The organism is Cupriavidus basilensis (assembly GCF_008801925.2).
Taxonomy (GTDB): domain Bacteria; phylum Pseudomonadota; class Gammaproteobacteria; order Burkholderiales; family Burkholderiaceae; genus Cupriavidus; species Cupriavidus basilensis.
This window is the reverse complement of the sequence record NZ_CP062804.1, coordinates 712,645-726,240: the sequence shown is the minus strand read 5'-3', so window position 1 is coordinate 726,240 and position 13,596 is coordinate 712,645. Positions and strand designations below refer to the sequence as shown.

The window sequence follows — 13,596 nt, the reverse complement described above, 5'->3', positions numbered from 1 at the left end:
CGGCTATGGATGCCGCCGCGTCCCCGCTTGCGCGCGGACGCCGGGGTGCGCCGCTAGGGTGCGGGTGCGGCGCGGCTTGCCTGCAATTGCCCGAATGTGCTGATCTGCCCCGCCAGCGCGCTCGCGGCCACCGTGTAAGGACTGGCCAGCCAGACCTGGCCCGGCCCCGAGCGGCCGGGGAAATTGCGGTTGATGGCGCTGATGGTGACCTGCTCGCTGGTGGTGGAAGCGCCCGGCCCGCAGTTGGCGCACGAGCCGCAGCCCGGCATGACCAGCGTGGCGCCGGCGGCAGCGAAGGTGTCCATATAGCCGCGCGCTTCGCAGTAGGCCTTCACGCCGAGCGTGCCGAACTGCAGGAACAGCTGGGTGCGGGGCGACACCTTGAGGCCATGCGCCAGGCCCCAGCGCAGCACTTCGTGGTAGTAGTCGAAATCCTCCCGCTTGCCTGCGGTGCATGACCCACCGTAGGCAATGTCCACCGGCACCGGCGCGTCCAGCGTGTGCGCCGCAATGCCATTGCCGGGGTCTCCGGGGCGCGCCACCATGGGCGCGATGGCGCCGGCGTCGATGCGGATCACATCGCGGTAGGCTGCGCCGGCGTCGCTGCGCATCCAGTCCTCGATCGCAAAATCGACGCCGCGCCGCGCCTTCAGGAAGGCCACGGTCTTGTCGTCTGGCTCGACGATGCCGGTAAAGCCGCCCAGCTCCGCCACCATATTGGTCAGCGTGGCGCGCTCGTCAATGGACAAGGCGCGCACCGTGCTGCCGGCGTACTCGAACACCACGCCGATGGCGCCGCCCGAGCGGATGGCGTCCATCTGCAGCAGGTAGAGCACGATGTCCTTGGCCGTCACGCCCGGAGCCAGCTCGCCGTCCACCTCCACGCGCAGGGTTTCAGGCACCTTGCAGCGCACGTAGCCCGTGACCCAGCTATTGGCGACATCGGTGGCGCCCGCGCCGAACGCCAGGCAGCCGAGCGCACCGGAATGCGGCGTGTGCGAATCGGTGCCCACCACCACCTGCCCCGGCAGCGCGTATTGCTCGGCCATCAGCGCATGGCAAATGCCTTCCGAGCCCGGTGTTTCGCCCGCAAGCGCGTGATGCGAGCGCACCGGGTAGTCGTGCGCAAAACGGCTATGCCCCTGCATCAGGTTGGCCACCCCTGGCAACAAGCCGTCGCGCACATGCGGGAAGCTCTGGGCCGCCAGCACCAGGTGATCCTGGAACGCGATGATGTGATCCGGCTCGTGCAACGTTGCCGGCTTGCCGAACGCGCGGTGCATCAGGTGCGCGCACATGCCGGTGAAGTAATCGTGCGAGAAGCGCCAGTCCGCCGCCACGAACACACCCTGGCCGCGCTCGGCGCTCGGCGTGCCAGGCAGCAGATGGCGGGCGATGATTTTTTCCACCAAGGTGCGCGGTGCGGCGTTGCCGGTTGCCTCAGCTGCCTGCGTTGCCTCCGTGCCCGCGCCCGCCGCCGGCCAGCTTGCCGCGCGGCTATAGGCAAGCAGGCCGCCGGCACGGATCACCTGCTGGGTCAGCGCATCGCGCCCGGTGAGGAACGCCTCGATGGGAATCGCCTCGCCCGCCAGCACGCGGTCGAGCACGGTGAAATCCGTGGTGGTCAGGATGCCGATGTTGTCGCAGTTCTGCTGGTAGATGCGCTCGAAGCTCTCCGCCACGATCAGGCGGATGCCGGCCGACAGCTCCGCCAGCGGGCTGGACTCGCGCGAGGAACCCTTGCCGTAGCGCTTGCCCGCCACCGTGACGGCAAAGCCGCCGTTGCGGATGGCATCGCGGCCGATCGGCAGCTCGCCCCCCGCCTGGAACCCCACGTAAGGGAATTGCCCCAGGCGCTCATCATAGGTAAGCATGATCGTGACGGGGGTGATCTCGTCGGTGGAGATGTTGTCGCGCAGCGGGCCGGCCTCGGCCCGGGTCATCGGCTTGCCGTCGAGCTGGGCGCGCACGCAGGCTGGATCTTGCGACAGGTACAGCACGCGGCCGTCGAAGCGGATGGTGGCTTCCATTGCGGGGACTCTCGTTATGATGATCCCACTATATGGTTTGGCGCCGCCGGGGCAAAGTGCACAGTCGGCATGGCAGGCATCTCGGTTTGCGACGGCTGGCTATTTGCCCACGCTCGCTTCGCTTTGCCTACCTTATTCCTGCCTTGCTCCTATTCCCGGCAAAGAAAGCCGACCAAGGCCAAGGCACTCGCCGAGAGATGCTCCCGGGAGTGAAACACCACCACCAGTTGCCGCGTCGCCCAGGGGTCCGATAGCGGCCGCGCCACCACGTCCAGGGTGTTCAGGTAAAGCTCGCCCACCTGCCGCGGCACGACAGCAATCCCCAGACCGACGTGCACCATGCGGCACAAGGCGTCCAGGCTCGCCACCCGGATCTTGATCTTGAGCGTCTCGTTCAAGCGCGCCGCCTGCTCCGCCAGCAGGCGGCTCAGCGCACTCTCATCGCGCAGCGCAACAAAGGTCTCGCCCAGCAAGTCCGCAAAGCTCACCTGCTGCGCCGACGCCAGCGTATGCCCGCGCGGCACCAGCACGCAAAGCTGGTCCTCCCGGTAAGGCAGCGAGACAAATTGCTCCACGCCCTGGATCGCATTGCAGATGCCGAAGTCCGCGCTGCGCTCGCCCACCATGCGCAGCACCTCGGGGCTGTGCTGCTCCTCCAGCTCGATGCCGATATCGGGATACACGCGCCCAAAGGCAGCCAGGTCCTCCGGCAGGAACTGCACGATGGCGCCAAGGTTGCACACCAGGCGCACGTTGCCGCGCGCGCCGGAGGTAAAACGCGACAGTTCCGCGCTGAGCGCCTCAATATTGCCAATGATGGCAAGCGCATGCCGCAGCACCGTCTCGCCCACCGCCGTCACCGTGATGCCGCGCGGATGCCGCTCGATCACGGGCAGGCCAATCAGCGTCTCGATCTCCGCAATGCGGCGGCTGACCGCCGACGGCGCAATGAACTCGCGCTCGGCGGCGCGGGCAATGTTCTGTTCCTGGCAAACGGCAACGAACAGCCGCAGCGAGGTCAGGTCGAGTTTTCTGAGCAGGTTGTCCATGGCAGCGATGCTACAACGATCCTGCATCGCAGGCGACGGCGGACGACGATCGCGGGCGCGGCACGGCGGCGCGGCGTGGATTTGTGCTGCGCACAATGCGCTACCTCAATGTCGCCCCAAACGGATGACACGGCCGTGATAAGCAGTATTCAGCCAGCCCCGTTGCTACCGCACCCCCGACGGCGCAGAATCCGCGCCCCGGCGTGCACTTCCACGCCTAGAATAAAACCTTGCATTGCCCCACAGATCACCAGCCCAGTCTTGCGTCGTAATCCGCGCCGGTGCCGTACTTCGTGCCCGCGCCCCCATGCACGGAGACCTTGATTGCCGCTGCCCCCCGCCTTCCGGCTCCTCCCGTTTCGTTTGCCCGGCTGCCCAGGCCGGACGCATCAGGCCGCGTATCTCGGCCGGACGCCGCTGCGGCGGCATCCGCGCATTCTCAAGGAAAATCCATGGCTAACTTCAGCCCAACGCGCCGCACTTTCCTGAAAGCCAGCGTCGTGGCCGGGGTGTCGGTGTATATCGCGCCGATCGGCGGCAAGGCCTTCGCAGCCCTGTTCGAAGAAAAGATCCTGACCCCGGTCCAGTGGGACCCCAAGACCGGCGCCCCCAGGTTCCGCATCGACGGCATGGCCAAGGTCACCGGCGACAAGGTTTTCGCGCGCGATATCCGCTCGCGCGACATGCCGCACTGGCCCAAGGCGCAATCGCATGCCTTCATCCTGCGCGCCACCAGGGCGGACCGCAGCTATGCGGGCTTCGACCTGGCGCTGCTGGGTGACGATCTCAAGCCCGACCGCGTGGTCACCGCCGCCGACCTGGCGCGCGACGGCGTGGCCTTTCCCGCCTTCTACGGCGAGGACATGCTGCTGCCGGAAGGCAAGACGCCGGCCTATCTCGGCCACGCCGTGGCCATCCTGATCTATCACGACTTCGCCCGCTTCCGCTTTGCCAAGGACAAGCTCAAGTTCCACGACGAGATCATCCGCTACGGTGCCGAGACCGGCCCGCTGGAGCGCGATCCGTGGGGCACGTTCCGCTTTGTGCGGGTGGGCGGCGAGACGCCGTTCGACGACGACGTATTCTCCAGCCTGAAAAACGCACCGCTGTTCCCCAGCATGATGCGCAAGCACGAGCCGGTCTGGCCCGATGGCAAGGACCACGGCCAGCTTGGCGAGCAAGGCATGTTCCATGCCGGGCAGATCCGCCAGCAGCTGGACCAGCCGCCGGCCGACTGGCTGGTGCTGGAGCGCGAGTACAACACGCAGTCCATCGACACCGCCGCGCTGGAGCCGGACAACGCCAACTGCTGGTACGACGCCAGCGCCCAGGCGCTGCACATGGTGGTGCCGACCCAGTCGCCCATCGAAGTCGGCGACAGCACGGCGGAGATGATGGCCAAGGCCAAGGGCGCGTTCCCGGTCAGGCAGGTGTTTGTCCATCCCTGCTACACCGTGGGCTACGGCTCCAAGGATCACTACAACTTCCCGTTCTACGGCCTGGTGACGGCGCTCTACGCCGACGGCAGGCCGGTGCGGCTGGCCAACGACCGCTATGAGCAGTTCCAGACCTCGATCAAGCGCCACGCCTTCAAGATGCGCTACCGCATCGCGGTGGACAAGAACACCGGGCTGTTCCAGTCGTTCCAGGGCGACTTCGAGGCCAACGGTGGCGGCCGCGCCAACTTCTCGCCGTCCGTGGCGATGGTGGGCGCCACCGCGGCGCAGTCGATCTATTACTTCCCGAAGAATGACCTGACCGCGGTGGCGATTGCCTCGCGCGCCATCGACGCGGGCTCCGCGCGCGGCTACGGCACGCTGCAGAGCATGGCGGCGACCGAGATGATGGTCGACGAGTTCGCCGAGCAGTTGAAGCTCGACCCGATCGAGTTCCGCCTGAAAAACGCGCTGCGCTCTGGCATGAAGAACACGCAGGGCGCGATCCCCGCCGGCGCGATTCGCGTGGATGAGGTGCTGCAGGCGGCCAAGGCCCATCCGCTGTGGGCCAACCGCGCGAAGCGCAAAGCAGATTTTGAAGCCAGCCATCCCGGCCGGCACTACGGCGTGGGCTTTGCCTGCGTGCAGAAGGACTTCGGCACCGGCGCCGAGGCCTCGTTCGCCAAGGTGGAGATGCGCACGGACGGCACCATCGCGCTGCATCACTGCGGCGCGGAAATCGGCACCGGCATGTCCACCTCGCAAGCGGTGGCCGTGGCGCGCTGGCTGGGCAAGCCCGCCACCGAGGTGCGCGTGGCGGTCACCGACTGGCCCGACCTGCCCGTCACCGCCACCGGCGATCCCTACATCATGAGCCAGGCCGACCAGGACAAGCTGTCGGCCAACCCACGCTGGTCGCCGGCGTATGCGTCGCCATCGAGTGCGACCAACTCGGCCTACTACTTCAGCCACAGCACCCGTGAAGCCGCCCGGGTGGTCTTCATGCATGGGCTGTGGCCGGCGGCCATGGCAATCTGGAGCCAGGGCATTGGCGGCGGCCAGGCGGCCTCGCTGGTGGTGCGCGTGGAAGACGCACGCTGGGTCGAAGGCAAGCTCACCGCCGGCGGCCTGCAAGCGCTGCCCTACGAGCAGCTGGCCAGGAAGGCACACGAGCTCGGCCTGGTCACGGGCGCCACGGTGCACGTGTTCAATCGCTGGCAATGGACCGAAGCCGACTTCGACGTCAACGGCACGGCCACCCGGCTGCCCATCGACGGGCTGTCGGTGCGCTACGGCGACGGCGCCGACGCCGCGCGCAAGGCGCGCATGACCACCAGCGGCGGCTACCAGGTGCTGGACCGCAAGAAGGTCTACATCGCGCCGACCCAGCGCAACAACGCCAGCGTGACCTACTACAGCGCGGTGGGCACACTGGTGGAGCTGTCGGTGCATGCGGCCAGCGGCAAGGTGGAAATCCTCAGCCATCACTCCATCATGGAATGCGGCTCGCAATTGTCGCCGGCGCTGGTGTCCGGGCAACTGCAGGGCGGCATCGCCATGGGCATCGGCCATGCGCTGCACGAGTTCCTGCCGCTCTACGAGGACGGGCCCGGCAACGGCACCTGGAACTTCAACCGCTACGCGTTGCCGCGCGCCAGCGACGTGGCCGTATGGACGCAAACCGGGACGGTCCTGCCGCCCGTATCCGAAACCGATCCGCCCAAGGGCATCGCCGAAGTGGTGATGATTCCGGTGGTAGGCGCCATCGTCAACGGCATCGCGCATGCCATCGGCCATCGCTTCACCGCCCTGCCGGTCAGCGCCGACAAGATTCAGGAGATCCTGGCATGAGCCTCGCCACCCAACCGCTTTCCCTCAATATCAACGGCAAGGACGTTGGCCCCATCGATGTGCCGGAAGGCCTGATGATGATCGACTTCCTGCACGAGTACCTTGCGCTCACCGGGTCGCGCCTGGGCTGCGGCCAGGGCATCTGCCACGCCTGCGTGGTGATCCACGACAAGGCCGACGGCACCAGCGAGGAAGTGCGCGCCTGCATCACCGGCGCGCATTACTTCCAGGGCAAGAAGGTGCGCACGGTGGAGGGCCACGCCAAGCGCAACGACAAGGGCGAGGTGGTGGAACTGTCGCCCGTGCAGCAGAAGTTCCTGGAGCACTTCAGCTTCCAGTGCGGCTACTGTACGCCCGGCTTCGTCAACGGCGCGACCATCCTGGTGGAGCGCCTGAAGCGCCAGCCGGTGGCCAGAGGCAAGGTGGATGAAACCATCACCGCGGCGCTCAACGACCATATCTGCCGCTGCACCGGCTATGTGCGCTACTTCGAAGCCGTCAAGGACGTGGTGGTCAACACCCCGGGCCTGGTAAAGGAAGACAAGTGATGACGAGTACGATGCGCCAGCCCAACCTCCTCCGACACGCGCGCGCCACGCTGGCCACCCTGGCCGCGCTGGGCGCCGCCATGCTGGCCGGCTGCGGCGACCATGCCGCCCCGATCGACACCGCCGCCGACCAGCAACCCGCCACCCGGCTCTCGCCCGCCGACCAGATCGCGCGCGGGCGCTACCTGGTGCGCGCCGCCGATTGCGCCGCCTGCCATACCAGCGCCCAGGGCGCGCCGTTTGCCGGCGGGGTGGAACTGGCCTCGCCGTTCGGCACCTTCTACGGCACCAACATCACGCCGGACAGGGACCACGGCATCGGCAAGTGGAGCGCCGACGATTTCTATAAGGCGCTGCATGATGGCGTCACGCCGGACAAGCATCTCTACCCCGCCATGCCCTACACCTCGTTCCGCGGCCTGTCGCGCGGCGACACCGATGCGATGTACGCCTACCTGATGCAGCTAAAGCCAGCCGCCGTGGCCAACCGGCCGCACGACCTCAGCTTTCCGTACAACATGCGCGTGGCGCTGGTCGGCTGGAACCTGCTGTTCCTGAAGGACCAGTTGCCCGATGCCTCCACCGGCCAGACCCCGGCCTGGCAGCGCGGCCGCTACCTGTCCAACGCACTGGGCCACTGCGCCGAATGCCACACGCCGCGCGCCACGTTCGGCCGCCTGGACGCGGCCAGGCCATTGGCCGGCGCCGCGCTCGGCCGCGTGGCCGCACCGGACATCACACCGGCGGGCCTGGCCGCGCGCGGCTGGACGGGCGCGGACCTGCAGACCTTCTTCGCCACCGGCATGGCGCCGCAGGGTTCGGCCTACGGCGAGATGTTCCCCGTGGTCCATCTCAGCAGCCAGTACCTGAACAAGGCCGACCTCACCGCCATGTCCACTTACCTGCTGGGTGACCAGCCGCCGCAGCCCCAGCCAGTGAAGCCGGCCAGCGCGGACGCAGCGCAGTTCAAGCCTGGCCGCCAGCAATACCTGGCCGTCTGCGCCGGCTGCCATGGCCGCGAGGGTGAAGGCAAGCCGCATGTGGCGGTGGCGATGCTGGGCAACTCCACCGTGCGCAACGCCGATCCGCATAACCTGATCGTGTCCATGCTCGACGGCATCGAAGCGCAGAAATTCCCCGGGCTGGAGAGCCTGCAGGACATGCCGGGCTTTGCCTCGCGCCTGAGCGATGCGGAACTGGCCGACCTGGCTAACTACCTGCGGGCAAGCTATGGCGGACAGCCCGGTGATGTGAGCGCGGACAAGGTGAAGGCGCTACGCGTGGAGGCGGGCAAGGGGCATTGAGGCAGGACGCTGTGCTGCCGGTGCTGGCGTATCGGATGAATGCAGCCGGACAGGATGACCTGGCCGCGCAAACAGGCGCGGCGAACAGGGCATTCTGGCTGGCTACATGGCCACAGGGCCGCATCCCATTGCGGCCGATGCCGGCTGCGGTATAGTCCTCGCGTTCAATTTCGGCGGAGAAGTAGCATGGCTGAAGCAAAGGTGCGGGTGTCGCATATTGCTGTTCCTGGCAACCTGAGTGTTTTGAAACTCAAATCGTATCTCCGGACCGCGTTTGCCGATGCGGCCAAGGCGAAAAGTGAAGAGGAGGTCCTGCTGGTCAAGGTGCTGGTTCCCCGCCCGCTCGGCTTGCGTGCGGGGGAGAAGTTCTTCGACAAGGTGCTGCAGGGCATGATCGACAAAGATCCGCGTGTTACCCGTGTCTCGGTTGAGTTCGTCGACGGCGAAATCACGCCGCAGGCGATTGACGCGAGCATGGCGCGGATCCAGAAGGAGCTGGATGAGTTCGGGCACTTGCTGGATGAACCCTCAGCGGATGTGGGCCGGGATTGAGTCGTGCTGCGTGCAGCAGGCTCGGCTGTTGACGCACATGGAGCTGTTGGGGGGGGCCGTTTGATGGGGCCATATGATGAGGCCGTTCGATGGCCCCCTCCCGCTTCATCGCCATCCTCTGCCTCCCGCGGCCTGCGCCCCTTTGCTGTGCAAGCCGGACAGGAGACAAGCGCGCACGCGCTGCCTTAACGCGCCCAGGGCGCATCCACCTCCGTCCTCACACCATAGCGCTCCAGCCCCTTGGCATGCAGCGCCGGAGAAATCGACCGCAGCGCGGCAATCGCCACGTGGTAGCGGTCGATCTCGAAGAAGCGGCGCAGCGCGGCGCGCGTATCGCTGCGCCCGAAGCCGTCCGTGCCAAGCGCGGTGAACGGCGCGTGCAGGTACGAGGCGATGAGCTGCGCGTAGGCCCGCACGTAGTCGGTGGCGGCGATGACCGGGGTAGCGCCCGGCAGCGAGCGCTGCAAATGGCTTTGCGTTTCGCCGCCGCTGGCGAACAGGCTGGCGCGCTCGCATTCGCGGGCGTCCCTGGCGAGCTCGGAAAAGCTGGTCACGCTCCAGATCTCTGACTTGATATCCCAGTCACTTGCCAGCAAGTCCGCGGCGGCGATGACTTCGCGCAGGATGGCGCCCGAACCGAGCAGCCTCACGCTGGTGGCAGCGCCTTCGGGGCCGCGCGTGCCGAAAAGGTACATGCCCTTGATCACGTCGTCGTGCGCGTCCTCGCGCAGCGGCGCCTGCACGTAGTTCTCGTTGTTGACGGTCAGGTAGTAGAACTCGTCGCGCTGCGCTTCCAGCATGCTGCGCGCGCCGTGGTGGATGATGACCGCGGCTTCGCTGGCGAAGGCCGGATCGTAGGCACGGCAGTTCGGCACCGTGGCGGCAATCAGCTGGCTGGTGCCATCCTGGTGCTGCAAGCCTTCGCCGGCAAGCGTGGTGCGCCCGGCGGTGGCGCCGATCAGGAAGCCGCGCGCGCGCTGGTCCGCCGCCGCCCAGATCAGGTCGCCGACGCGCTGGAAGCCGAACATCGAGTAATAGATATAGAACGGCAGCATGGCGACGCCGCTCACGCTGTATGACGTTGCCGCAGCCGTCCACGAGGCCAGTGCGCCGGCTTCGGTGATGCCTTCTTCCAGCAGTTGCCCTTGCTGGCTTTCCTTGTAGTACAGCATCGAGCCGGCGTCTTCCGGCTCGTAGAGCTGCCCTACCGGCGAGTAGATGCCGATCTGCCGGAACAGGTTGGCCATGCCGAAGGTGCGCGCCTCGTCGGCCACGATGGGCACCACGCGCGGGCCGATTTCCTTGTCCTTGATCAGGTTGGTGAACAGGCGTACCACGCCCGTGGTGGTGGAGACGGCGCGCTCGTCCGGCTCCATGGCGAAGCGGCCGTACTGCATCAGGTCGGGCATGCGCAGCGCGGGCGCGGTGCGCGCGCGGGCTGGCAGGTAGCCGCCCAGCGCTTGCCGGCGCGCATGGAGGTAGGTCATCTCCGGGCTGTCGTCGGCCGGCTTGTAGAAGCGCAGCTCCGCCACGGCATCGTCGTCCAGCGGCAGCGCAAAGCGGTCGCGGAAGGCACGCAGCGCGTCGATATCGAGCTTCTTTTGCTGGTGCGCGGTCATGCGGGATTCGCCCGCTTCGCCCATGCCGTAGCCCTTCTTGGTCTTGGCGAGGATCACGGTGGGCTTGCCCTTGTGCGCCTGCGCATCCTGGAATGCGGCGTACAGCTTGCGAAAGTCATGGCCGCCCCGGCGCAGCGCATCGATATCCGCGCTGCTCATGCTGGCGACCAGCGCCTTGAGCTCGGGGTCCGTGTTGAAGAAGTGGGCCAGGTTGTAGTCGCCATCCTTGGCGCCGAGGTTCTGGTACTCGCCGTCCACCATCGCAGCAAAGCGCCGCAGCAGCGCGTGATTGGTGTCGCGCGCAAACAGTGCATCCCACTCGGAACCCCAGACCACCTTGACGACGTGCCAGCCTGCGCCGCCAAACAGCGCCTCCAGCTCGTGGATCACCTGGCCGTTGCCGCGCACCGGGCCGTCGAGCCTCTGCAGGTTGCAATTGATGACGAAGGTGAGGTTGTCGAGCTGCTCGCGTGCCGCCAGCGAGAGCGCGGCAAGCGACTCCGGCTCGTCCATCTCGCCATCCCCGAACACGCCCCACACGCGCCGCGCAGCGGTGTCGGCAATGCCGCGATGCCCGAGATAGCGCAGGAAGCGGGCCTGGTAGATCGCGCTGATCGGGCCGATGCCCATGGAGCCGGTCGGGAATTGCCAGAAATCCGGCATCAGCCAGGGATGCGGATAGGAGGAGAGGCCGCCGCCGCCGGTTTCCTGCCGGTAGCTCGCCAGTTGGGACTCGGACAGCCGTCCCTCCAGGAAGGCGCGGGCATAGACGCCCGGCGCGGAATGCGGCTGGAAGTAGACCAGGTCGCCCTTGTGGTCCCCATCGTCGGCGCGGAAGAAGTGATTGAAACCCACCTCGAAGATCTCGGCGGCGGAGGCATAGCTGGCAAGGTGGCCGCCTAGTTCGCCGTAGGCCTTGTTGGCGCGCACCACCATGGCCAGCGCGTTCCAGCGGATGATCGAGGTCAGCCGCTGCTCCATGGCAAGGTCGCCGGGATAGCGCGGCTGCTCGCCTACGCCGATGCTGTTCTGGTAGGCCGAGTACGGATGCGCCCGTTCGCCAAGGCCGAGATGGCTGGCATGCTCGGCAAGGCGCTCCAGCAGGAAGCGCGCACGCGCCGCGCCGCCGGTGCGAAAGACGCCGGCCAGGGCGTCGAGCCATTCGCGGGTTTCCTCAACGTCGGGGTCGTGCCCTTCGCCAGGGGCAATCTGGATGGCGGCTGTCTTTGGCAGGGCACGCATTGCGGTCTCCGTGGGCTTTGTTCCTCTTTATAGGATTGTAGGGAGGAGACCGCGGCAGAAGCTGCCGAATTGGCAGGCGAAGCCGGCCGCCGGCAGCGTAGCGTGCTGCGGCTGGGCGGCTGGCAGCGCAACGTGCCGTGGGGACGGGCACGCCGGCTGCAAGTGGTGGCAGATGGGCTTGGCGTATCGCCGGTGCGCCTATCAATTGCCCGGGCGCGGCAAAACCCGGCGGGGACGATGATCATGCCGGGTGCTTCCAGCGTGGCTCAACGCGAAGCGCGCCTGATGAGGCGGGTATTCAGCGCACGCAAACTGCAATAAATGGGACTGACCGGACCCGATGCATCCGGTGCAGTTGCCCGAAGTTACTTCGCCGTCGGCATAGCGAACTCGGCGCCCTTGCCGATGCTGTCGGGCCAGCGCTGCATGACCGACTTCTGCTTGGTGTAGAAGCGCACGCCTTCCTCGCCATACGCGTGGGTGTCGCCAAACAGGCTGCGCTTCCAGCCGCCAAAGCCGTGCCAGGCCATCGGCACCGGGATGGGCACGTTGATGCCGACCATGCCGACCTGGATGCGCCGCGCAAACTCACGCGCCACGCCGCCGTCGCTGGTGTAGCAGGCCACGCCGTTGCCGAACTCATGGTCGTTGACCAGTTGCACGGCCTGGGCAAAATCCTTCACGCGCACGCAGCCCAGCACCGGGCCGAAGATTTCTTCCTTGTAGATGCGCATGGCGGGGGTCACGTTGTCAAACAAGGTGCCGCCCGTGAAGAAGCCCGCTTCATGGCCGGGCACGCGGCAATCGCGCCCGTCCACCACCAGCGTGGCGCCTTCCTCCACGCCGAGGCCGACGTAGCCTTCGATCCGCTCCAGGGCCTGGCGCGTGACGATGGGGCCCATCTCGGCCTCGGCGTTCATGCCATTGCCGATCACCAGTGCCTTCACGCGCTCGGCCAGCAGCGGGAGGATCTTGTCCGCGACATCGCCCACCAGCACGGCGATCGAGATCGCCATGCAGCGCTCGCCGGCCGAGCCGTAGCCGGCGCCGATCAGGGCGTCCACGGCTTGTTCGATGTCCGCGTCGGGCATGACCACCAGGTGGTTCTTGGCGCCGCCGAGCGCCTGCACGCGCTTGCCGAAATGCGCCGAGCGCTCACTGATGTACTGGGCGATCGGGGTAGAGCCGACAAAGCTCACCGCCTTGACGTCAGGATGTTCGATCAGTGCGTCTACCACGACCTTGTCGCCCTGCACCACGTTGAACACGCCGGCCGGCAAGCCGGCTTCGGTCAGCAGATCCGCCATGAACAGGCTGGCGCTGGGATCGCGCTCGCTGGGCTTGAGCACAAAGGTGTTGCCGGCCGCCAGCGCAATCGGGAACATCCAGCACGGAACCATGCAGGGGAAGTTGAACGGCGTGATGCCAACCACCACGCCCAGCGGCTGGCGCAGCGTCCAGTTGTCCATGCCGGTGCTGACCTGGTCCGTGTAGTCGCCCTTGAGCAATTGCGGAATCCCGCAGGCGAACTCGATGATGTCGATGCCCCGGGAGACTTCGCCCTGCGCGTCGGAAAAGACCTTGCCGTGTTCCGCCGTGATCATCGCCGCGAGCGTGTCGCGATGCTCGTTCATCAGTTGCAGGAAGCGTTGCATGACCCGCGCGCGGCGGATCGGGGGCGTGTCCGCCCAGGCCGGGAAGGCCGCGGCCGCAGCGGCAACCGCGCTGCCGGCTTCGTCGACCGAGCCCAGCGCCACGGTGCGCGCGGCGGCGCCGGTGGCCGGATTGAAGACATCCTGCGTGCGTCCGCTGACGCTGGCAACCCGGCTGCCGTTGATGTAGTGGCCGAGCTGGCCGCCTTCGGTGTATGCGATGGGAGTCTTCACGTTGCTGCCTTGCAGGAAAGAGGGTTTAGCCAATGCGACGAGTGTAGTCACGGCCCCTTCCCCCATCAATGCCGCGCGG

At 67.0% G+C, this 13,596-nt stretch carries 8 protein-coding genes; 4 read left to right on the top strand and 4 right to left on the bottom strand.

The window, feature by feature from the left end; all coding sequences use genetic code 11:
- Nucleotides 1-53 precede the first annotated feature (53 nt).
- Entirely contained in the window at nucleotides 54-2,030 is a 1,977-nt protein-coding gene (locus F7R26_RS24170) for an aconitase family protein (RefSeq protein ID WP_150985038.1), read from the bottom strand.
- A gap of 149 nt (nucleotides 2,031-2,179) precedes the next feature.
- Nucleotides 2,180-3,079 (bottom strand): LysR family transcriptional regulator, encoded by a 900-nt coding sequence (locus F7R26_RS24165; RefSeq protein ID WP_150985037.1) that lies wholly within the window; start codon nucleotides 3,077-3,079, stop codon nucleotides 2,180-2,182.
- Between the two features lie 452 nt (nucleotides 3,080-3,531).
- Here F7R26_RS24165 and F7R26_RS24160 point away from each other — a divergent pair, with 452 nt between their 5' ends.
- The 4 genes from F7R26_RS24160 (at nucleotide 3,532) to F7R26_RS24145 (ending at nucleotide 8,770) form a co-directional block, all read left to right on the top strand.
- Entirely contained in the window at nucleotides 3,532-6,366 is a 2,835-nt protein-coding gene (locus F7R26_RS24160; RefSeq protein ID WP_150985036.1) for a xanthine dehydrogenase family protein molybdopterin-binding subunit, read from the top strand.
- Nucleotides 6,363-6,914 carry a (2Fe-2S)-binding protein gene (locus tag F7R26_RS24155; RefSeq protein ID WP_150985035.1) on the top strand — a complete coding sequence of 184 codons (552 nt, stop codon included), beginning with the start codon at nucleotides 6,363-6,365 and terminating at the stop codon, nucleotides 6,912-6,914. The genes F7R26_RS24160 and F7R26_RS24155 overlap by 4 nt, the downstream gene beginning before the upstream one ends.
- Nucleotides 6,914-8,218: a c-type cytochrome gene (locus F7R26_RS24150; protein WP_416351361.1), complete on the top strand. Its 1,305-nt coding sequence runs from the start codon at nucleotides 6,914-6,916 to the stop codon at nucleotides 8,216-8,218. Before F7R26_RS24155 ends, F7R26_RS24150 begins: the two co-directional genes overlap by 1 nt.
- Before the next feature lie 186 nt (nucleotides 8,219-8,404).
- Nucleotides 8,405-8,770: a hypothetical protein gene (locus F7R26_RS24145; protein ID WP_150985034.1), complete on the top strand. Its 366-nt coding sequence runs from the start codon at nucleotides 8,405-8,407 to the stop codon at nucleotides 8,768-8,770.
- A gap of 185 nt (nucleotides 8,771-8,955) precedes the next feature.
- Here F7R26_RS24145 and mdeB read toward each other — a convergent pair whose 3' ends face one another.
- Nucleotides 8,956-11,631: an alpha-ketoglutarate dehydrogenase gene (mdeB, locus tag F7R26_RS24140; RefSeq protein ID WP_150985033.1), complete on the bottom strand. Its 2,676-nt coding sequence runs from the start codon at nucleotides 11,629-11,631 to the stop codon at nucleotides 8,956-8,958.
- A gap of 365 nt (nucleotides 11,632-11,996) precedes the next feature.
- A complete protein-coding gene (locus F7R26_RS24135; RefSeq protein ID WP_193692235.1) occupies nucleotides 11,997-13,517 on the bottom strand; it encodes a CoA-acylating methylmalonate-semialdehyde dehydrogenase in 1,521 nt (506 codons plus the stop codon).
- Nucleotides 13,518-13,596: the final 79 nt, after the last annotated feature.